Source organism: Ensifer sp. NM-2 (assembly GCF_003024455.1).
Taxonomy (GTDB): Bacteria; Pseudomonadota; Alphaproteobacteria; order Rhizobiales; family Rhizobiaceae; genus Ensifer; species Ensifer canadensis.
In genome coordinates this window covers 69,099-90,075 of the sequence record NZ_PVZR01000025.1, presented here as the reverse complement: position 1 = coordinate 90,075, position 20,977 = coordinate 69,099, and the positions used below count along the sequence as shown (strand labels likewise).

The 20,977-nt window shown below is 59.6% G+C and carries 15 protein-coding genes and 1 pseudogene; 14 read left to right on the top strand and 2 right to left on the bottom strand.

Annotated features, from left to right (window positions below):
• Positions 1-19 precede the first annotated feature (19 nt).
• The 7 genes from torT (at position 20) to C6558_RS32660 (ending at position 8,429) form a co-directional block, all read left to right on the top strand.
• The gene (torT, locus tag C6558_RS32690) at positions 20-1,099 is read left to right on the top strand and encodes a TMAO reductase system periplasmic protein TorT (protein WP_371412319.1); all 1,080 of its coding nucleotides are present in this window, start codon (positions 20-22) and stop codon (positions 1,097-1,099) included.
• Between the two features lie 62 nt (positions 1,100-1,161).
• Positions 1,162-2,676 (top strand): sugar ABC transporter ATP-binding protein, encoded by a 1,515-nt coding sequence (locus tag C6558_RS32685; RefSeq protein WP_107028291.1) that lies wholly within the window; start codon positions 1,162-1,164, stop codon positions 2,674-2,676.
• The gene (locus C6558_RS32680; RefSeq protein ID WP_107028290.1) at positions 2,673-3,707 is read left to right on the top strand and encodes an ABC transporter permease; all 1,035 of its coding nucleotides are present in this window, start codon (positions 2,673-2,675) and stop codon (positions 3,705-3,707) included. The genes C6558_RS32685 and C6558_RS32680 overlap by 4 nt, the downstream gene beginning before the upstream one ends.
• Before the next feature lie 25 nt (positions 3,708-3,732).
• Complete coding sequence (locus tag C6558_RS32675; RefSeq protein ID WP_107028289.1) at positions 3,733-4,734, top strand: XdhC family protein; 1,002 nt, start codon at positions 3,733-3,735, stop codon at positions 4,732-4,734.
• Complete coding sequence (locus C6558_RS32670; RefSeq protein ID WP_107028288.1) at positions 4,731-5,600, top strand: xanthine dehydrogenase family protein subunit M; 870 nt, start codon at positions 4,731-4,733, stop codon at positions 5,598-5,600. The genes C6558_RS32675 and C6558_RS32670 overlap by 4 nt, the downstream gene beginning before the upstream one ends.
• Position 5,601: 1 nt before the next feature.
• Positions 5,602-6,072 carry a (2Fe-2S)-binding protein gene (locus C6558_RS32665; protein ID WP_107028287.1) on the top strand — a complete coding sequence of 157 codons (471 nt, stop codon included), beginning with the start codon at positions 5,602-5,604 and terminating at the stop codon, positions 6,070-6,072.
• The gene (locus C6558_RS32660; protein WP_107028286.1) at positions 6,069-8,429 is read left to right on the top strand and encodes a xanthine dehydrogenase family protein molybdopterin-binding subunit; all 2,361 of its coding nucleotides are present in this window, start codon (positions 6,069-6,071) and stop codon (positions 8,427-8,429) included. Before C6558_RS32665 ends, C6558_RS32660 begins: the two co-directional genes overlap by 4 nt.
• A 349-nt stretch (positions 8,430-8,778) precedes the next feature.
• Here C6558_RS32660 and C6558_RS32655 read toward each other — a convergent pair whose 3' ends face one another.
• Positions 8,779-9,933, bottom strand: coding sequence for a hypothetical protein (locus C6558_RS32655; RefSeq protein ID WP_107028285.1), 1,155 nt, complete (start codon positions 9,931-9,933; stop codon positions 8,779-8,781).
• Positions 9,934-10,679: 746 nt separating this feature from the next.
• Here C6558_RS32655 and C6558_RS32650 point away from each other — a divergent pair.
• Positions 10,680-13,205, top strand: coding sequence for a hypothetical protein (locus C6558_RS32650; protein WP_158268986.1), 2,526 nt, complete (start codon positions 10,680-10,682; stop codon positions 13,203-13,205).
• Between the two features lie 712 nt (positions 13,206-13,917).
• On the opposite strand, the gene C6558_RS32645 is transcribed toward C6558_RS32650, so the two are convergent.
• The gene (locus C6558_RS32645) at positions 13,918-15,090 is read right to left on the bottom strand and encodes an SGNH/GDSL hydrolase family protein (protein WP_146160937.1); all 1,173 of its coding nucleotides are present in this window, start codon (positions 15,088-15,090) and stop codon (positions 13,918-13,920) included.
• Between the two features lie 147 nt (positions 15,091-15,237).
• On the opposite strand from C6558_RS32645, the gene C6558_RS32640 reads away from it, so the two are divergent.
• The 6 genes and pseudogenes from C6558_RS32640 to C6558_RS32620 form a co-directional block, all read left to right on the top strand.
• Positions 15,238-16,407 carry an ROK family transcriptional regulator gene (locus C6558_RS32640; protein ID WP_107028282.1) on the top strand — a complete coding sequence of 390 codons (1,170 nt, stop codon included), beginning with the start codon at positions 15,238-15,240 and terminating at the stop codon, positions 16,405-16,407.
• 211 nt (positions 16,408-16,618) lie between these two features.
• Positions 16,619-17,005 (top strand): extracellular solute-binding protein, encoded by a 387-nt coding sequence (locus tag C6558_RS41465; RefSeq protein WP_256371992.1) that lies wholly within the window; start codon positions 16,619-16,621, stop codon positions 17,003-17,005.
• Positions 17,005-17,841 carry an extracellular solute-binding protein gene (locus C6558_RS32635; RefSeq protein WP_256371994.1) on the top strand — a complete coding sequence of 279 codons (837 nt, stop codon included), beginning with the start codon at positions 17,005-17,007 and terminating at the stop codon, positions 17,839-17,841. The genes C6558_RS41465 and C6558_RS32635 overlap by 1 nt, the downstream gene beginning before the upstream one ends.
• 66 nt (positions 17,842-17,907) lie before the next feature.
• Positions 17,908-18,780, top strand: a complete 873-nt coding sequence (locus C6558_RS32630; RefSeq protein WP_199197086.1) for a carbohydrate ABC transporter permease — start codon at positions 17,908-17,910, stop codon at positions 18,778-18,780.
• Entirely contained in the window at positions 18,780-19,592 is an 813-nt protein-coding gene (locus tag C6558_RS32625; protein ID WP_107028281.1) for a carbohydrate ABC transporter permease, read from the top strand. Before C6558_RS32630 ends, C6558_RS32625 begins: the two co-directional genes overlap by 1 nt.
• Positions 19,593-20,646: 1,054 nt before the next feature.
• Positions 20,647-20,808 (top strand): annotated as a pseudogene (locus C6558_RS32620) (transposase); the annotation flags it as partial.
• Positions 20,809-20,977: the final 169 nt, after the last annotated feature.

Sequence of the window (20,977 nt, the reverse complement as noted above, 5' to 3'; positions counted from 1 at the left end):
GCGCACGCAAAAAAGGGGAATGAAAATGCGTAGACTGGGACTTTATCTCGCCGCCTGCACCGCCATCCTGACGGGCCTGTCGGGGAATGCTCATGCCGACAACTGGTATCCGTTTCCAGCCCAGCAAATCGAGCCGCCCTTCGCGGCCGACGGCAAGGCTGTGGATGTCGAATATACGCCGTTGGAGAAGGCGGAAAAACCGTGGAAGGTCTGCGTTTCCTTCCCGCACATGAAGGACGCCTACTGGCTGGGCGTCGACTATGGCGTCGTCGAGCAGGCGAAGGACCTCGGCGTCAAGTTGAACGTCGTCGAAGCCGGAGGCTACACCGAGCTCGCCAAGCAGATCTCGCAGATCGAGGACTGCGTGTCGAGTGGCGCGGAAGCCGTGATCATCGGTGCTATCTCCTTCGACGGCCTGAACAACCTCGTCAAGGAAATCACCGCCAAGGGCATTCCGGTCATCGACGTCATCAACGGCATCTCCTCGCCCAACGTTACCGCCAAGTCGCTCGTATCCTTCTACACAATGGGCTACGAGACCGGCGCCTATCTCGCCAAGAAGCATCCGGCCGGCAGCGATCCCGTCAAGGTCGGCTGGTTCCCGGGCCCGGCCGGCGCCGGCTGGGTCGAGGCGGCCAACAAGGGCTTCCTCGACGCGGTCAGGGGCTCGTCCCTCAAGGTCCTCGATCCGAAGTTCGGCGATACCGGCAAGGAAGTTCAGCTCAAGCTGGTCGAGGATCTCCTGCAGGCCGAGCCAGACGTCAAGTACATCGCCGGCACCGCCGTCACGGCCGAAGCCGCGCAGGGCGTGATCCGAGAGCGTGGGCTGAAGGGCGAGGTCGATCTTCTGTCCTTCTACATGACGCCCGGCGTCTATGAAGGCATCAAGCGCGGTTTCATCGCCGCATCACCGGCGGACTCGATGGTCATCCAGGGACGTGTCGCCGTCGATCAGGTCGTCCGCGCTCTGGAGAAGAAGGACCTCATCAAGCATGTCGGACCGAAGATCTTCGTGCTCGACTCCGAGAACATCGACACAGTCAGCAAGGATACCATCCTCCCACCCGATGGTTTCAAGCCCGCGTTCGCCGTGAACTGAGCTTGAAAATCACAAAGGGCGCTCCGGCAAGCCATGCCGGAGCAGGAGAAGGAGATTTCGTCATGCAGGGCGCGACCAGGCCGCTCGTCGAGATGACACAGGTGAGCCGCACCTTTCCGGGCGTGACGGCGCTCGACGGGGTCAATTTTCAACTGATGCCGGGGGAAGTGCATGTCCTCTTCGGCGAGAACGGCGCCGGGAAATCGACATTGATCTCGATCCTGTCCGGCGTCTATCCGCAGACGTCGGGAAGCGTGAAGCTCGATGGCGAGGAGATCGCTTTCGCTTCCGTCGCCGACGCCAAGCGCAAGGGGGTTTCCGCCGTCTTCCAGGAATTTTCCCTGGTGCCGACGCTCAGCGTCGCGAAGAACATCTTTCTCGGCGCCGAACCGATGATCGGCCCGTTCATCGATCGCGGCCGAATGGAGCGCGAGGCGCGGAAGCTTTTCGACGATCTTGGTTTCGACATAGATGTGCGCGCATCTGTCGTGTCGCTGTCACGTGCCGAGCAGCAGATGACGGAAATCGCCAAGGCGATCCACTCCAATGCGCGTGTCCTCATTCTGGACGAGCCGACAGCATCGCTGACGGAGCGGGAGACCGAGACGCTTTTCCGTATCGTCATGGACGCGAAGGCGCGGGGCGTCGGGATCATCTACATCTCCCATCGCATTCAGGAATTCTCGATCATTGCCGACAGGATCACCGTCCTGCGCGACGGCAAGCTGATCGGAACCGTCGATATCGGCGACACAACGTCCGACAAGCTCGTCGAGATGATGACCGGCCGCGCCATCGGCCAGATCTACCCGACGATCGCGCGGGCCGCCGATCCCAAGTCCGTCCTGTCGATCCGCGGACTTCATGCCGCTGGCGTCCGTGGCGCCGATATCGAGATCAGGGCCGGCGAGGTTCTGGGCGTTGCTGGCCTGGTCGGCAGCGGCAAGTCGCGCGCATTTCGCGCGGCCCTCGGCCTGGCGCCGATCCATGCTGGCACGGTCCATCTCGACGCAAAGGATTTCACCGGCGCGCCGACCCGACGCTTCCTGCGCGACGGCGTCTTCTATTTGCCACCGGACCGCAAGAACGAAGGGCTGATGCTGGGCGCGACGGCGCGCAGCAACATCAATCTCGGCCTTCTGTTCCGCAACGACATCGCGACGGCGACCGGTCTGTCGAGCAGGCGGCAGAATGCGCTTTCGACGAGCATCGGCCGCAAGGTCGATCTCACAGATGCTTATATGGCCCGGCCGGTGGCCAACCTGTCCGGTGGAAACCAGCAGAAGGCGCTGTTCGGCAAGGGCTTCGGGCGTGATTACCGCGTCTATGTTTTCGACGAACCGACGGTCGGCGTCGACATGGGAACGCGCGCAGCCCTTTACCGGCTGATCCAGGAACTGGCGGAAGCCGGCAAGGCCGTCGTCGTCATCTCGTCCGACCTGCCTGAAGCGATGAACCTCGCGCACCGGCTGATCGTCTTTGCCAGCGGCCGGATCACGGCGGAACTCTCGGGCGCCGATATCCACGAGAACAACGTACTCAAAGCATTCTTCAAGACAGAAGGGAAAGCCGCATGACCGGCAGAACTGAAACCATTCAGGATACCGGGATCCGTTCCGGGTTTTCGCCGCTCCTGTTCGTCAGGCAGGTTTTCCTTCGCGCCGGCGTCCTGCCTTTCTTCCTGCTGATCGCGATTGTCGTGTTCGCCTTCGCTTCGGCGCAGTTCCTGACCGTGCAAAACCTGACCAACGTCGCCCGGCAATCCGTTTATCTCGTGCTCGTTTCGCTTGGGCAGATGCTGGTGCTGATCACCGGCGGCTTCGATCTTTCCGTCGGCACAGCGATCGCGCTGACCTCCGTCGTTTCCGCCTCGGCCATGGTGGCCGCCGCGACGATGTTTCCCGATGCCGTCTGGCTTGTCATCGCGCTGGGCCTGCTAGCTGGCTTCGCGGCGGCGCTGGTTATCGGACTGCTGAACGGCATCGGCATATCGGTGTTCGGGGTCTCGCCCTTCATCATGACGCTCGGCGTTCAGTCGATCGGCGCAGGCACCGCGCTGTTCCTGACGGGTGGCGTGCCGATCGGTAACCTGCCTTACGAGTTCAGCGATTTCTTCGGCTTCGGCCGCATCCTCGGCATTCCCGTGCCGGTGCTGATCGCTCTGATGGCAATTGTCGTGATGTGGCTGGTGATGAACCGACTGCGGATCGGCGCCCAGGTCTATGCGGTTGGCGGGAACATCAAGGCGGCGCATCTGTCCGGCATCAACACCAAGGTGACGTTGTTCATCGCCTATGTCGTTTGCGCACTCCTCGCGTCGCTGGCCGGCATCCTTTTGACAGCGCGCGTTGAAAGTGGCGAAACCAATCTCGGTGGCACGGTCGCGCTGGAATCGATCGCGGCCTGCGTCATCGCCGGGGTCTCGCTACGCGGAGGCATCGGCCGAGTCGAGAATGTTGTCCTCGGCGCCTTCTTCATCGTGCTCGTCCAGAATGGCATGAACGTGATGCAGATCGGCTCCTACATGCAGATGGTGCTACTCGGCAGCCTGCTGGTACTTGCTGTAATCATCGACCAGATGCGTTACAAGATGATCCTCCGGCGCTAAGGTCCATGAGAGCGGAGCGCCGGCCATGAGAAACCCCGATGGATCCTGGGAAAAATTTGATGACTACGTCGTCGACTTCGCCCTTGATGCGGCGAAATCCGGCAAGCGCTTCGCTCTCGTCACGCTGGTTCTGATCGACGGGTCCTCGCCCCGGGCGCTCGGCGCGCAGATGGCGGTGGACCAAGATGGAGAATGGGTCGGCTACCTTTCCGGCGGCTGCATCGAGCAAGCGATCGTCACCGAGGCGACGGAAGCGATCCGGGAAGGGCGCAACCGCCGCATCCGCTACGGCAAGGGATCTCCCTATATCGATATCCAGCTCCCCTGCGGCAGCGCCATCGAACTGCTGTTCGACGTCAAACGCACGGAACAGGAGATGCTGTCAATCGACCGGACCCTGTTGGCGCGGCAGGAGGGTCGACTGACCTTCGACGGCACGGCCAACAGCGCGGAGACGGAAAACCTCAGCCTGAATTTCTTGCCGCGCCGCCGCCTGATCATCTTCGGTACAGGCCCGGTCGCCGTGCTGCTCTGCCGTCTGGCGGTCACCTCTGCCTTCGAGGTCGTGCTCTATTCCAACGAGGACTCCACTTTGGCTTATGGGCGTGAGGCAGGAGCGGATGCCATCCGCCTGCTCAGCAAGGCGCGCGCGCCCAACGTCGCCATTGATGCGCGCACAGCCATTGCCTTCCTGTTCCACGATCACGATTGGGAAGAGGAATTGCTGCCAATCGTCATTGCGAGCGAGGCTTTCTATATCGGCGCAATCGGCAGTCGTCGAACCCATGCGCAACGCGTCGAGCGGCTGCGCGCCCGCGGTGTCGAAACTGCCGACGTCGACCGCATCCATGGACCTGCCGGGATTTTCGGCGGATCGAAGAGTGCCGCCGACATTGCCTTGTCGATCCTGGCGCAGGTCGTGCAGCTCGATCGGCACGCCAATGACGACAGGATCGACCAGCTACCTTTCGGTGCGCCGCCAAAGGTTGGTGCCACACAGCCACTACTGCAAGGAACAACGCGATGAAGCCTCCCGCCACGCGTCAGCTCTATATCGCAGGTTCGCTCGACGATGCACTCGACGCCTATCAACGCTTCGGGGACACGGCGGAATTCTTCGCCGGTGGGACCTGGATCATGCGCGCCGATCATCGCGAGGAATTCGACCCGCGTAGCTATGTCGCGATCGCGCATCTCGATGGAATGACGAAGGTGGACGTCACCGAAGACCGGGTCGAGATCGGTGCTTGCGTGACACATGCGAAGCTTGCGCAAGCTATTGCCGGTTTGCCGGATCTAGCAGGGCTCAATCGCGCTGCGGCAAGTTCCGCCAATCCGGCGATCCGCAGCATGGCGACGGTCGGCGGCAACATCTGCGCTGCGGCCTTCGCCGCGCCCGATTTGGTGCCGGCGCTGCTGTGCCTCGGCGCGACAGTAGAGACCGCCGTGAAGGATGAACGCCGGACCATGCTGCTCAATGAATTCCTAGCGGTTCGATGTTCGCCCCCTACCGGCATCGTGACGAAAGTCGTGGTGCCTCGCCATCACGAGCGCCGCTCGGCCCATGCGCGCCTTCCGCTCAAGAAGGCCGGCGACTACCCGGTCGCGATCGTCAGCGTCGCCATCCAATTTGATGCCGACGGCACGATCGCCAATCCGAGAATATTCGTCGGGTCGGTCGAGAACGTGGCGCGAAGATGGGTGGCGCTGGAGCAGGCGGTAACGAGGCTGCCCGTCGACCCGGAGAGCATTGCCGCCCGCTCAGCGACGGTCTGTGGCGATTTCCGTGGACGCGACGGCGTCGAGGCGCCGGGATGGTACAGAGTCAAGGTTCTGCCGGCTCTCGTCCGGCTGGCCTTCGAGAGTCTGCTTACAAACAACATGGGAGCCTGAGATGACGCTGAGCCTGACGATCAACGGTGAGGAACGGCTGTTTTACGGCGATCCCATGACACCGCTTGTCGACGTCTTGCGGGAGGCTATGCTGCTGACCGGCGCCAAGGCCGTCTGCCGCGAAGGTTTCTGCGGCGCCTGCATGGTCCATATCGACGGGGTTCCGACGCCGTCCTGCCTGAAGCCTTCGGGGCTTGCCGTCGGGTGCGAGATTACCTCGATTGAGGGGCTCGGCATCGAGGGCGAGGTGACGCCGCTTCAGCAGATCCTCGAAGATCACGATGTCGTCCAGTGCGGCATGTGCTTCCCAGGGATGGTCATGACGCTGACGGCGTACTTGAAAGATAATCCCGCCCCAACGCGCGACGAGATCAAACAGGCGCTAGTCGGCAACATCTGTCGTTGCACGGGGTATGAGAGGATTATCGATGCAGTACTTTCTTTAACAAACGGGGTGGAGGCTGCGCAATGACCGTGTCGGTAAAAGAGCCCGCCGTCATGAACCTTGCACGGCGTGATGCGCGCGATAAACTACGCGGCCGCACGCAATATACCATTGATCACGTTAAGCCCGGGGTATTGCAGGCCTTCATACTTCGTTCGGAGGTGGCGTCTGCCCGCATCTTGCGCCTCGATTGCTCTAAGGCGCGTAAAATGCCAGGTGTGCGTGGGATCGCGACCGCTGAAGATGCACCCGGTCTTTTTGGGATCGGCATAGCGGACCATCCGCTCTTTGCAAAAGACGTTATCCGTTACGATGGCGAGCCGATCGCCGCGGTTGCGGCCGAGACGCTGGAGCAGGCAAGGGCAGCAGTCGCTGCGGTCGAACTGGAACTCGAGCCGCTTCCTGCATCGCTGACTATGGCGGAGGCACTCGCCGAAAAGGCGCCCCTTGTTCATGAGGATTGGAAGTCTTACGAAGTGCTGCTAGAGGGCGCGGCGCGCGGCGGCAACATTGCGTGGGAGGCGAAGGTCGTGAGGGGAGATACCGTCGCGGCCTTCGCCCGTCCCGACGTCAAGATCATTGACAGCTGCTTCACCGTTGGCCGCCAAAACCAGGTGCCCTTCGAACCGCGCGCCGTCGTAGCAACCTTCAAGGATGGCCGCTACCACATCAAGACCTCGACCCAAGTTCCCTGGACAGTGCGTAACGTCACCGCTCGGGCGCTTGGGGTCCCTGCCTCGAAAATTCGCGTCACGGTTCCGCCGGTCGGCGGCGCGTTCGGCTTGAAATTCGACTGCTCGTTGGAACCCTTCGCCGCAATCTTGGCCGCGAAGACGGGACGCCCGGTCGCGCTGGTTAATTCTCGACGCGAGGAAATGCTGACGTGCCTGTGCCGAGAAAACGCGGAAATCCGTATCCGCTCCGCGGTCACTAGCGAAGGTGAAATCGTCGGCAGAGAGGCCACCGTTCTGATGGACTGCGGTGCCTATGGGGGCGAGCAGATTTTCCTGACGACGATGACGGCACACACCCTGGGTGGAAACTATAGACTCGGCGCCGTACGGCTCTCCAGCCGCGCGATCTATACCAACACTGCGCCGAACGGCGCATTCCGCGCCTGCAACGGTGTGTACAACACCTTTGCGCTCGAACGGCATACCGACGAGATTTGTGAGGCGATCGGCATGCACCCGATGGAGTTTCGTCGCCGCAACGTCATCGGTGATGGAGATCTTGGCTCAACTGGCCAAGTCTTCCAGGGGGAAGTGCTTCGGCCGATGCTTGATAAGATGGATGTTCTGCGTTTGGCGTCTCCGCTAAAGAAGGAGGGCGACCGGCGCTTGTTCGGCCGCGCAACGACTGTAGGCACTTGGTTTATCTTCGTGGGGCCGTCCGCAGCAACGATCAATCTCAACGCTGACGGTAGCGCCACGCTGATCACCTCCGGCGTAGAGATCGGTTCGGGGACGATGATGCAGTCGCTGCCGCAGATCGTTGCGGCGAGACTGGGTATCTCGCCGCACGAGGTAAACGTCAAGGCGGCCGATACCGATGCCGCGGGCTTCGACCTCGGCGTCGGCGGCGGTCGCGCCACTGTATCGCTCGGCGCCGCCAGCACGGCGGCGGCAGACGAAGTGCGCAATAAGGTTCTCGCAGCCGCTAGCGAATTGTCGCAGACGTCGGTGGAAAATCTAGAGCTCGGAGGCGGACGGGTCGAGATCCGGGGCGTGCCGGGCTCAGGAATGACGGTCGCAGCGGTAGCCTCCCACATTCAGGCGACGACTGGACCGGTATCAGGAACCGGGTCTTTCACCAACCCTGGCGTCGAAGCCATGGCAGGGTGCGCTATGGGGCATTTCATAGACGCCATCGATATCCCAGTCTTCTCCGTGCATGAATGTGAGGTCGCCGTTGATCCCAACACAGGGCATGTCGAGGTCCTGCGCTACCGCGTCGTACAGGATGTTGGACGGGCGCTTAACCCACGCGCCATCCATAGCCAGATACAGGGCGGCGTCGTACAGGGCCTGGGCTATGCCCTTCATGAGGAGATGTCGGTCGGTCCGACCGGTAGGATCCTGCAGAGTGGCTTCGAGACGTATCGACTGCCGCTCGCGGTTGATGTCGTCCCGGTTCAGATAGAGCTACATGAAGGGGCACCGTCAATCGGTCCGCTTGGCACTAAAGGAGCCGGTGAGGTTCCTATTCTCAACGTAGGCGCTACAATTGCGTGCGCAGTTTCAAGGGCTATCGGAAAGCCCGTGTATACTCTGCCCCTCACGCCGCCGAGGGTCCTAAGCCTGATTTTAAATGACCCTGAAGATCTAGACTTGCCTCACATCAGCAAGACTTGGGAAGCCAACACGATCGACATGCGAAAGTAAGATCGCACCTGCAAGACGGTTCAATAACGAGCGGGGTAGCGACAGATGCACAGACGCACAGAGGTACAGAGGTACAGAGGTACAGAGGTACAGAGGTACAGAGGTACAGAGGTACAGAGGTACAGAGGTACAGAGGTACAGAGGTAGGTTTATATGAACGGACACTACTGACACTTATATCCTGCCAACCCTCTAAAACAGGCTTGGCGCCGCGTCTTGGCAAACTGCTTGTCAGAAGTCTCGGCACGGGACCAGAAAATTCCCTCCGATCCTGTGAATTGGAGCGAAGAGACGACCATGCATGGGAACGAAGCGATGAACCTAAAACGAATATTGAATTCAGATACGACTAAGCATCTACAGCCCGGCGCGCACGTAGTCGCTCCGCCCAATAGAAAGACACCTTAAAGCCCGAAACAAAAATCGCCAAACTGCCCGCAAGTGCGATCTCCTTGGCCGCTGCCCCCTTTGCCAACAGTGCAAGACCGCCTCCATACACCTCGTAGCAACCCCAATTCAGACAATGCACCAAGCGCTCATACATCAGGACATCAATGTCGACATAATGCCTCCCAAATGCTTCCACAGCATCGATCGCATCACCGGGAAATACATCTCCCGCCGCTCCGACAACAAGCTTCCTGCCGATGGCCATCTGGCCCGCCACATTGATGAGACCAGCAGTGAAGAATGCCATGAAGTTGCCGAGGAACATGGCATACTTGATTTTGTCCGGATGGCCGCCGGCAATCGCCGCGCCCGCCTTGATCCCCATGTCGATGGTGCCTCCACCCAGAATTCCGGTGGCGATCATCTGCACATGCTCCTTGCCCTTGTCGACATTACCTTCGAAGTCAGCAGCGAGTTGGACGCGCTCAAGGATGTGTCGAAGCAGGCGCTGGAAGTCCGGGAGTGTCATCGCGACCAAAATGGCGGCGCCGATCTCGGTGGCGATCCGCGTGGGGTCCTTGAATGAAACTCCGCCCAACTGGCGAATAAGGTTCCAGATCGTGACCATCGGTCCGTAAAGGAGAGCGAACTCAACGGCATAGAGCACAACGAGGAGTGTCCACTTGTACCAGCTGATCTCCTCCGGCGTGGCGTCGTGCAACACCAGATCAGAGACGAGCGGAGGTCCCACTGCCGCGTCGCGGTCTGACCTTGTGACCATCATGCAGTCATTGCTAACCGACTGCCAAAACTGCCCGACGCTTTCCTGCGGTAATACGCCAGAGAACGATTTGTTGGCGGCCGTCTTAAAAGTGGCGAAAGGCTCGAATTCGGCGGCGGCCTTGCGCAGCTCAGCGGCGGCCTTACCGCCCTTAAATGCCTTTGCAAGAGCCTTGAGTTCATCGACGGCCTCCAACGTAGCCGCCAATTCATCGAGGAGGTCATTGGGCCGTGTTCCGGCATTTTTCTTAAAAGGATTGATCGCTTCGATCCGCTTGATGCTCGCTTGCACAATGGCGAGCGCAAAGGAAGTGTCGTTCTTGCTAGCATCCATGTTGATTTCTGACTTGGAGTAGATGGATGGGCAGCTCGATGTTAGTTGGAAGTGACCTCAGAAAGGGGTGGCGCGCACAGGTTAAATCAGCCGACGGACATGCGATGCGATCGCGAATACGAGCTTGTCCTTTCTTCCCGCCTCAGCAACGTCAGCTGGAAACGAGCTCACTCCCGCAGATTGCCCGACTTCAGTCTCGTATTCTCGTGCCAAGCTGCCGACCCTTGTCCGCATGACCGAAAAAAACTTGCTCAAATGTGCTCAGCCGCAGGACACGTCAGCAAAAATCAGGCCACCAGCGGCACACCGCCCCACTTTCAGTCTCGTATTTTCGTGCCAAGCCGCAGACTTATGTCCGCATGACTGAAAAACTTGCTCAAATGTGCTCAGCCGCAGGACAGGTCAGCAAAAATCAGGCCACCAGCGGCACATCGCCCCACTTTCAGTCTCGTATTTTCGTGCCAAGCCGCAGACTTATGTCCGCGTGACTGAAAACTTGCGCAAATATGCTCAACCGCAGGACGCGTCATCAGAAATCAGGGGAAGTTGCCGATCAACTTCCGATGTCCGAAGAGCTCGGTCCAGGATTGACCCAGCCTTAGTCATCTCAGGCATATAAACCCGCCTGTCGCCCATTACTTCCAAACCCTCAGCAACGATCCAGCACTCAGCTTTCCCATCATTGCAACCAATTTTCTCAAACTCTTTCAATCCAAGCAGAACCACTTCTCAAGATGGCTTCCACCATGAATGACATCCACGACCACGCCGCCTGTGGCGACGCCAAGGTCCTCATTCCTCTTGAGTTCTCTCAGGAATTCGGCAAGAGCACCAACGTCAAGGCTCCCCTCCTCCTCTGCTCTGCGGATATTTTCAAGCAATCCATCCGCTCCATGACGGCTGCGCTCCCCGAGGGCAAGTGGCAGTATGCCATGAAGACCAACGACCTCCTTGGGCTGATTGCCATCACCATCCTCGAAGGCCACGGCCTCGACTGCTCCTCCCTCGGCGAAATCCTTATGGTGGAGCAAGTCGCTAAGGCCCTGGAGAAGGATCTCACCGATGTCATGGGTCGATGCTCCTATGGCAACCCCAACAAGACGACCTCCGACATCAAGGCTGCTTTCGATCTAGGCGTCCGCATGTTTTCCGTCGATAGCAAGGAGGAGATTGCCAAGATGTCCCACGTCGCCAAGGGAGCGAGGGTGTACCTCCGCACGCATGTCGATAGCACCCAGGAGACCGCCATTAGCGTCTTCACCAACAAGTTCGGCGCTCCCATCGATACTCTCCCCGAACTGGCCGTCTTCGCGAAGGAGCAGGGTCTCGTACCCTATGGTGTCGGACTTTCCGTAGGCGGTGGCCAGACCGATCCCGGCGCCTTCGAAGTCGGCGTGGAGATCGCTTCCCAAGCCAATAGGCTGTGCAGGAAGGCCGGTGTCATCACCATGAAGGGCCTCACCTACTGCGGTGGTCTGCCCGCCCAGACCGCAGCCGGCGCCCCGACCTTCGAGACCATCGGCAGACGGATCCGCGCCGCCTGCGAGGAACACGGCATTGCTCCGAAGGACATCACCTTCGAGCCCGGTCGCAGCCTCGGCACGACTTGCGGCATCATCCGCGCGAAAGTCATCACGCTCAAGGCTCCCATGCAGGATGGTGCCCGATGGACCCTGGTTCTTAACATCGGGCCTTTCAAGGGGTTGTTCGAAATGGAGCGTACCAACCTAACCTACAAGATGGCAGCCTACTTCAAGCCTGACGACGAGGTGATCCCCTGCCGCATTGTCGATGATACCTGCGACAGCAAAGGCGTCTGCTTCAAGGAGCAGATTGTCAAGATGCCCAAGTCGCTCGTGGAAGGCAGCGATGTCTTCTTCGTCAACGCCGGCAGCTACACGACCGCCTATGTCATGGAGAAGTTCAACCGGACCCTTCCGCTGATCGCCAGATGCTTCCCCGACCCTCTTGCCGATCTGGAGCTTCCCGCATGGCTCAAGGGTGTCCCCACGCCCGGCGAAGCTGCCCATGGGGGCGTCGACTTCAAGGCGCTTTGGACCGAACGCGGCATGCTCGAGACCGACGCTGAACGCGTTACGCTTTCAGTTGATAACGCTCCCGGGTCCGGAATTCTCGGCGTAGGATTGCTTACCGCCAATCAGGTAAGTGCTTTCCGTCAAATCAACACGGCAATGCTCGAGCGCAGTTCCAACACGCCGGGCGACGCGCTCCGCATCAGCTTCCAGCCACAGCAGCTGTTCAAGGACATGCATGAAGGCTGGATCGCCAACTCCGCCATCCTCACACTCGATCTCTGGAATGATTTGAGCAACATCCGGGCCAACGCTGGCGCCAAGGTCTACCTCTGCTTCCAGAACCAGTACCGCAGCACGGTCAGACGCTGCACTCTCATGCACGCAACCTTGGTCGTCGTTCCCGACGACAAGGCCGATGGTCCTGTTCAGTTCCTTGAGGTGAACTACAACCCCTATACCATCGCGAGCCTGGATGCGACAGTGGTCAAGAGCGCTTTCGGCGACGCACTGTGCAATGAGCGGGTCTACCGCGATCCCCAGAGCGACTTTGAAAAATTGATGGTCGGCGACAAGCTTCATCCAGAACTCGCTAATGCGGATTTGGTGTGGGGTGGATCACTTGAAGAGCGTCAACCTCTGGCCGACTACTGGCCTGAGGCTACGGCGACGGGCGGAAAGAAGCGCCCCATTAACCTTGAAGGCGTCCTGGGTTTCGACTTCGACCAAAGGGAGCTTTCCGTTCTCCTCCAGCATCTCGCTTTTATCGATTTCTCCTACCAAGCTGGCTATGGTGTTTCGAACCGCGCTCACATCGACAACAATTCTTGTCTCCGAACCACAATTCGCGCGCTCGTCGTCGCGAAGCTCGGCAGGGACCATCATTTTGGCAACGACTTGCCCACCGATCAGGTCATCGAGCATCTCGCAAAGGTTGCTCCTCGCCGCTGGTGGACAGAGGAGCCCGGCCACAGCATCCGTGACCTTGAGCGCTTCGAGAAGTCCAGCAAGTCCGTTGGAGTTGAAGAATTTATCGGCAATATCCAGTCCATCCTGTGCCACACGACCATGATGAACGCCTTTCGTGAAGAGAACGCTTACAACACCTCCTACATGGTCGCCCCCACCGTTCCTCATACCGATTATTTTGCGCAGGAGTACTATCGTGCCGATGCCGCCCTCAGCCTGGGACTTTTGACCCAGCAGGCAGTCTCTCTTGGTGCGGCCGAAGGAAATTGATGGGTGAGATGATGACGAGGGGCCGTGTCCGGAAATAGTTTTCAAGGTAGAAATAAAAAGTTGATTTCAGAAATTCAGTTTTCCCAATCTTTTAGTGACTGTTCGTGAAGGTACCCCCTGGGACTAACGCCATTACACTATGGCAATTCGGGATATATACAAAAACCTAGACGACGACAGCGCGATCTGTCCACTTGCCCCCCGAATTTTTGGCTTCATTCACAGGGTTAGGGTTAGAAGTGTTTACACGTGCCTGTATCCTGCCAAAATGCCGTCGCGGAAAAACCCCGAACCTACATCCCGAAGGAATAACGGGCGGTAGCATTTGTCGCAGTCGAACAATAAGATCAAACAATCAGAATGTTACATGATGATGCAATGTGCGGGGCGCCGGACCGACACGCGCTTCGGTTCTTCGCGTTTACCGCATAAATGTGCAGGCTACCTGTAGCCAACAAAGCGAACGCGATACCACTCAAGAAGGGGCGGTTGAGGCGAGGCCGAGTTTGTCTGCGATCCATTCAAGCATGTGTTTGACTCAATAGGAATACTGCCGTGCCACTAGGTAGCGCATTGCAAGCCACAAAATCGTGCTCGCTCATTTTGGGAAACTCGAAAGAGCGATCACGGCTTGGCGGTTGGAATTTTCGCGTTTCGGCGGGGCGGAATGTGAGGTCGACGAAAGCGCGACGGGATCGGATGCTATTGAACGCTAATCTAGGAACGACAGGTCGATCGCCTCTGCCATTGCGCGGTAGCCGGCGTCGTTCGGATGGATGTGGTCGCCGCAATCATAATCCGGCCTGAGGCGCGTCGGCCGGGCGGGGTCGAGCATCAGGGCGTCGAAATCCATGATAGCGTCGGCGTCGGCATCGTTGCGGATATAGTGGTTGACTGCTTGGCGGATGCGCTCCTTAGCACTCGTATAGTAACCGCCCTTCGGAAATTCCGGGTTCGTTCCCTCAAAGGGCAGGAGCGTGCAGAGCATGGTCTTGAGCCCGGCCAGGCGCGCCCGCGCAAGCAATTGCTGATAGGCGGCGATCATGTCGATGGCGCCGACGGCCTCGTGCGAACCGGCAAGAACAGTGTTGGGCCAGACGATGTCGTTGATTCCAATTAAAATGACAAGGTGGCTGACACCGGGGTAGCGAAGCACGTCGCGATCGAAACGCGTTACGGCCCTGCTGCCGCGGCAGTTGTGCAACAGCCGGTTGCCACCGATACCTTGGTTAAGGAGGGCAATGTCTCCCGTACCCTCCCCCTCCCCTGCGACGAACCTTTCGGCAAAGACATCTGGCCAACGCCTATCGGCATCGATAGACGAACCGTAGCCGTCGGTGATCGAATCGCCGAAACACACGACGGTGCGCGCATCGCCGCTTGTACGCACGTAGATAGCCGACAGAAGGTAGTGGCTGGTCGTGGTCTGCTGCACGATCATTTCGCCGGCCGCGGAGAAGTCGCCGGGCACGGAAATGTATGCCGTCTGCTGGGCCTCGAAATGGTGTGTCTCGACCGGGACGAGACCTTCGCCATAATAGCTGACGGCAAGCCGGCTGAAGGGCCGCAGGTCCATGTCGAGGGGATCGCTGACGACGGAGGAGCCGGGATGGATGACCGTGGCGCGGTTTCCGCCAAAGGTCAGTGGCAGGCTCGTCAGCGGCTCGATGCCGCCATGTTCGGCCGCGTAAGCGAGACAGACGGCGTCGAGGCGGATCGGGCTTGCGCCATACTCGTTCGTCAGGCGAACGACGATGCCCGACCCGCCGATGCTCAGACGCGCCACTTCGCGAACGGTCTGCCTGTAAAAGCCCGACAGGGGAGCATCAGGACCCCAGACGTTCATTGGCGCAGCGCTCCACGATGCGATCCAGCGCGTGTTCACGAATTATCCTCCCCGAAAAGCTTTGAATGCGCATATGCGTAAGCTTGACGTTCGTCCCCGTCAATAAATAAAACAGACTGAATTAAATATGCGTCGTTTCGATAAGAAGGCTGGCAGGCATTGACCGGACATATCCCAGGAACCACCGTGCTTCGCGGCAGCCGACCCGTCGATGGCAATCGTCCCGGCACCAATCACGTCGCCCTGCGCGCCGTCAACGAACGCCTCGTCCTCGCGCTTATCCGCACGCACGGCTCACTCTCCAAGGCGCAGCTCGCCGAGCTTTCGGGGCTCGCCGCGCAGACCGCGTCGGTGATTTCCCGAAGCCTGATCGAGGCCGGCCTGCTTCTCGCCGGGTCGCCGGTACGCGGCAAGGTGGGGCAGCCGTACGTTCCCCTCAGTCTCAATCCGACCGGCGCCTCGTTTCTCGGTGTTCATGTCGACAAGCGCGAGATTCGGACGGCGCACGTTAATTTCGTCGGGGAAGTCATCTCCGAGACCGTCGCGCCGATGGGCGATCCGGATCTCGACCAACTGATTAAGCATGTACAGGAGCGCGCAGGCCAGATCCGGGAGCAATGCGACCCGGACGAGCGCACCCGCTTTCAGGCAATTGGCGTTTCCATTGCGAACGGAAGCTTTTGCGGCGAGCGTTCATCCGTCGCGTGGGACCAGATCGAAACGTCGTTGCACCAACTCGGTCGCTCTCTGGATCTCCCCGTGACGGTATCGAGCGATGCGCTGGCTGCCTGTAGCGCCGAGCTCATCTATGGCCTCGGGCCCACCGTGCCCGATTTTCTCTACGTTTTTCTGGACGACGCCGTCGGCGGGGGGCTGGTCCAGGACCGGCGCATCCGGTTTTCGCGGGACGAAACAGGCCCGAACCTTGGAAAACTCTTGGTTCCCAGCGGAAAGGCGCGACCGACGCAACTCAAGAATCTCGCCATTGGCAATGATGGCGATGCGAATTCAATCGGCCAACTCGCGGAAGGCATTGCCTACGCCATCACCAATTGCGCAGCGCTGATACCCTGCCAGTCGGTGATCGTCGACGGGCCACTGCCGGCGCACAAGTTGCGGCTGGTCATGGCCAAGCTGCGGTCGGCGATCGCCCAGCTGAATGTTCTCGACGCTGCCGACATCACCGCGCGGGAAGGATCGATGGCGCGCAAGTCGATCGCCATGGGCGCCGCCTGCCTGCCGTTGCTCGATCGATACTATCCGGACGAACAGTCTTCGCACGCGCGAACGGCTGAGCGCCGCCCGTCGGATGGATCGTTGCGAATTTTACCCTCTCCGGCAATTAATTCAGAGTGATTTAGTTATTGACATCCCCTGCATGTTTAGGGGAAATAGCCCCGAGGATGGCTGGAGGAAGCCTCACAGCAGAACAGTGGCGTTTTGCTCGGCCACGGCTCGATTAAATGGAGGAGGAAAAGCAATGTTGAAGACCGGCTCTGTATCAAGGAGCATTTGCATCGCTACGGCTGCGGCTTTTGCTGCAGTTACTACCTGGGCGGACGCCGCAATGGGACAGGCGAAGCCGTTCGCCGGCCAGCGGCTTTCGGTGCTAATGGTGGGCCACCCCACCACCGACGCGGTCCGCAAGGCCCTGCCTGATTTCACGGCCGCGACCGGCATCGACGTCGATCTCGAGGTCGTTCCCGAGGCCGATTCCGTTCCGAAGATGATGCTGGAGTTTTCGGCCGGATCCGGCCGCTACGACGTGGTCGAGGCCAACTCGATACATGTCAAAGGCTTCGTCGGCGCTGACTATATCGTCCCGCTCGACGAACTCGCCGCCAAGTACGGCGAATTCTACGACAAGACGGACTTCGTTCCCGGCTATCTGACACCCAACGTCGTCGATGGCAAGCTCTACGGCTCCCGCTGTTTGGCGAAAGTTCGTTCTTGATGTACCGCAAGGATCTCTTCCAACAGTATGGCATCGACGTTCCCAAAACCTTCGACGAGATCGAGGCTGCCGCCAGGACCGTTAAGGAGAAGTCGAACGGCGAGATCGTCGGCATCACGATGCGCGGCCAGCAGGGCATCCAAGGCGTTTACATCTGGGCATCCTATCTGTGGGGCATGGGCGGCTCGTTCCTGACCGACGACGGCAAGTCCGCGCTCGACACGCCGGAGGCGACTAACGCACTGGGCAAGTTCGCGCATGTGCTTCGCGAATACGGGCCGGTCGGTGTGGCGAACATGGGCTGGGAGGAGAACCGCCTCCTGTTCCAGCAAGGCAAGGCCGCAATGACGCTCGACGCCACCGTCAACGGCGCCTTCAACGAGGATCCCTCCGTCTCGACGGTCGCCGGCAAGGTCGGCTACGCGCCGGTTCCGGTGCAGACGGACAATCCGAAGGGCGGCTCATCGTCGCTTTCCGTCTTCGGACTGAATATTGCGTCCGCCTCGCAACAGCAGGAAGCCGCCTGGCTCTTCGTTTCCTGGGCAACTTCCAAGAAGCAGCAGATTCACTCCCTCGATACGGATCCGAATTCCGGCGTGACCTCACTTGCCGCGATGGAAAGCCCCGCCTTTGAGAAGCGCTACGGCGCCTTCAAGGAAGCGATGCTCACCTCGCTTTCCAAGAGCAATCCGCAATACATTCCGACGGTGCCCCAGGCCAACGAGCTTGTGAACAATATCGGTATTGCCGTCTCCAAGGTGCTCGCCGGAACCACGTCGGCTGCCGACGCCCTCAAGGAAGCCAACGATCTGAACAACGCGACCCTGTCCCGATAGGGCTCGCGCGTCCCGTCGCGCTCCCTCCCAGGCGCGACGGGAGCTTTATTTGAGAAGAGGCATGGAATGCATCAAATCTCCCGTAATCCCACACGCATGTTCTATCAGCCCGTCATCGGGTTTCTCGCTCTCGCCGCCGTCGCGCTGCTCGGCTATGCGGTCTGGCTTTGCCTGCACAACATTTCCCTGATGAGCACTCGCGGCACGCAGTTCATCGGCGTTCAGAATTTCGTGCGGCTTGCGACCGACTGGCGCGGCCTTCAGGCCCTTTGGCGCACGGTCCTATTCGTCGTTCTCGCCACATCGCTTGAGGTCGTCCTCGGCATCGCGATCGCGCTTTTCCTTGATCAGGAATTCCGCGGAAAGAAATTCGTCCGCGCCATGATCCTCGTGCCGATGATCATGACCCCCGTCATCGCCGGCCTGACCTGGCGCTTCCTATTCAATGCACAGGCCGGTATGATCAACTACTGGCTTTCAACCGTGGGCATCGCGCCGGTCGACTGGCTCGGCAATCCGAACGTGGCACTTTATGCCGTGCTCGTCGCCGACATCTGGCAGTGGACGCCGTTCGTCGTACTCCTTGCCATGGCGACGCTCGAGACCGTTCCGAAGGATCTGGTCGAGGCGGCGCGCATGGATGGCGCGAGCGAAGTCCGCGTCATCTGGCACGTCATCCTGCCCATGCTCAGGCGCACACTCGCGGTGGCCGCGCTCATCCGCGCCATCGACAGCGTCAAGGCCTTTGATCTCTTCTACATCATGACGAAGGGGGGGCCGGCCTTGTCCACGGAGACGCAAAACCTCTACGGCTACACCGTCGCCTTCACCAACTTCGACATATCCTATGCCATGACGATCGCGCTTTTCCTGACGATCGTGACGAATATCGCGCTGATGCTGCTTAGTCGCTTCGCGATGCCGAAGGGAGTGCGCTGATGCTGCGCAAAGTCGTCTTCTATCTAATTCTCGCGCTGTTCCTATTCGCGACGCTGTTCCCGCTCTACTGGGTGGTGACGACCTCGCTGAAGTCGCTGCGCGATGCCTTCGCCATGCCGCCGGTCTGGCTGTTTTCGCCGACCTTGGAAAACTACGGCAAGGTGCTGACCAATCCGGCCTTCATCAAGGGCTTCGCCAACAGCATGATCATATCGATCACGGCAAGCATCCTGGCAATCGCCATCGCCGCCTTCGCGGCCTATGGCATCGTTCAACAAGGTCCGCAGCGTCGCCGGTCGCTCGAAGGCTTCATCCTGTCGCTGCGCATCGCGCCGGCGATCTTGTTCGTCATCCCGACTTACTATCTCTCCATGCGCATGGGGTTTCTTAACTCCCATGGCCTGCTGATCGCCGTCTACGCCTTCATCAACATCCCCTTTGCCATCTCCTTGCTCGTCACCTTCTTCGAGGAGGTACCGAAGGAAATGCGAGAGGCGGGGCTGATGGATGGCGCAAGCGAGCTACGCATCTTCTGGCACATCGTACTGCCGGTGGTGCGTGGCGGACTGGTCGCGACGTTGATCCTGTGCGTTCTGTTCACCTGGAACGAGTTCTTCATCGCGCTGGTGCTCAGCGGTCGCAACACCCAGACACTGCCCGTCACCATCACATCCTTCCTGACTTTCCAGGGCATAGAATGGGGTGCACTGACAGCCGCTGCCACCCTCATCATGCTCCCCATGATCATCCTCGGCATGCTCGTTCAGGGCACCGTCGTGCGCGGCATGGCCGCCGGAAGCGTCAAGGGCTAAGGGCAGGCTCTCACGAAGCTTACGAGCGCTGCCGCCTGGCATGGCTCGCCGCCCAGGTCATCGCACGCGGGCGGCGGGCGGCCACATCGAGCGTGTCCGGTCGCTGAAGTACCCTCTAAGATTGGCACAGCAGATCCCTCAGGCTGCCATTGGAGGCCATTTTTCGGCTACACGATGGGACTAATTTCCGGCGTGTCCCCTGACGCAAACGTTCCTACCAGACTGTCATCGGAGTTGGCCCGCCTTGTTGTCGGTCTATGGGGCGCCGCCGCACTAAACTATTTCACAGATGTGTATCTGTTCCATCAAGAATTCGATCATCGGGAGGTGCTGGGTCGCCGCGCGCCATCGCGTCGAAGGCATTCAAACGGATGCGACAGGACCTCGTCACCGTGGAGCACTGGCTGAGAGCGAGGATCCCCCTAGCAACCGCGCTGGGCCTTCACAGAGAGACGACAAAATCTGGTACAGCGTCTATGACAAAAGCGACAGCGCCACGTCCGAAACCTGGTCGGCGGGTCGTAATTCGCCACTTTCTATGTCTCCGTGGTTGTTTTCATGATGTTTGGCGGCTTACGGTACGATATCGAGGATCCCAGGCTGCTTAGGCTCGCCCCCGTGTTTTTTCAAGAACAAGGCCCTCGCACCGGGGCCTCGCAGATCCCATCCACGGGCCTCGCCCTAGCGGAGACATTGAAACAGGGTTTCCTGTGTCAGATTGCTTATATACATCAAAAGCCGGGTACGGGTGGCGCCGTGACCGGACGTAAAATCTATAGTCAGGGAACAGAAAATGGCCTGGTGCCCCAAAAAGAATATAACACTTGCAGTTCCCGAAATTGCTTCCCTCGATCATGTGATCGCGTGACCCGTCTTCCATAGAACTGCAGAAAAAATCCTTCCCGATAACCACAGTCTTCTCTATCCTGCCAAATTGCCTGAACGAAGCTTCGGAATTCGACGGTCCCAGCGCGTGTTCCCGATCGCGGTAGCCGTCGCGGCTTGCAGGCCTGTACGCGTTCTTCCTCCCGCGAAGACCGGCGCGGACTACGGCTACTTCCGGAGCTTCCTTGGACAACGCCGCATGGCCGACAAGACTCTGACGGCCGCCATCCAGGAGACGTACGTCCAGGGCGGCTTCTCGATCCGTTCGGTCGACGATCTGATCAAAGCGATGAGCGACAGTGGCATCTCCAGGAGCAAGGTCTCAAGGTTGAGGGGGAGATCGACAACGAGAAGGCGTTTGCCAGCTACTGCAGTTGATCCGTTCCCGCCCCCCCGACCAGAGGCACGGCGAGCCCCAATGCAACCACTCCCTGGACACGATCTGGTGTCGGCTTCGGTCCAATGGGAATAGGCAAAAGCATTCGATGCCGTGCACGACC

Bases quoted from the DNA above. Each gene is read 5' to 3' on its own strand.
- C6558_RS32630 (WP_199197086.1), top strand. From the start codon at position 17,908: ATGCATCAAATCTCCCGTAATCCCACACGCATGTTCTATCAGCCCGTC.
- C6558_RS32685 (WP_107028291.1), top strand. From the start codon at position 1,162: ATGCAGGGCGCGACCAGGCCGCTCGTCGAGATGACACAGGTGAGCCGC.
- C6558_RS32670 (WP_107028288.1), top strand. From the start codon at position 4,731: ATGAAGCCTCCCGCCACGCGTCAGCTCTATATCGCAGGTTCGCTCGAC.
- C6558_RS32655 (WP_107028285.1), bottom strand. From the start codon at position 9,933: ATGGATGCTAGCAAGAACGACACTTCCTTTGCGCTCGCCATTGTGCAA.
- torT (WP_371412319.1), top strand. From the start codon at position 20: ATGAAAATGCGTAGACTGGGACTTTATCTCGCCGCCTGCACCGCCATC.
- C6558_RS32625 (WP_107028281.1), top strand. From the start codon at position 18,780: ATGCTGCGCAAAGTCGTCTTCTATCTAATTCTCGCGCTGTTCCTATTC.
- C6558_RS32650 (WP_158268986.1), top strand. From the start codon at position 10,680: ATGAATGACATCCACGACCACGCCGCCTGTGGCGACGCCAAGGTCCTC.
- C6558_RS32635 (WP_256371994.1), top strand. From the start codon at position 17,005: ATGTACCGCAAGGATCTCTTCCAACAGTATGGCATCGACGTTCCCAAA.
- C6558_RS32665 (WP_107028287.1), top strand. From the start codon at position 5,602: ATGACGCTGAGCCTGACGATCAACGGTGAGGAACGGCTGTTTTACGGC.
- C6558_RS32660 (WP_107028286.1), top strand. From the start codon at position 6,069: ATGACCGTGTCGGTAAAAGAGCCCGCCGTCATGAACCTTGCACGGCGT.
- C6558_RS32675 (WP_107028289.1), top strand. From the start codon at position 3,733: ATGAGAAACCCCGATGGATCCTGGGAAAAATTTGATGACTACGTCGTC.
- C6558_RS41465 (WP_256371992.1), top strand. From the start codon at position 16,619: ATGGGACAGGCGAAGCCGTTCGCCGGCCAGCGGCTTTCGGTGCTAATG.
- C6558_RS32680 (WP_107028290.1), top strand. From the start codon at position 2,673: ATGACCGGCAGAACTGAAACCATTCAGGATACCGGGATCCGTTCCGGG.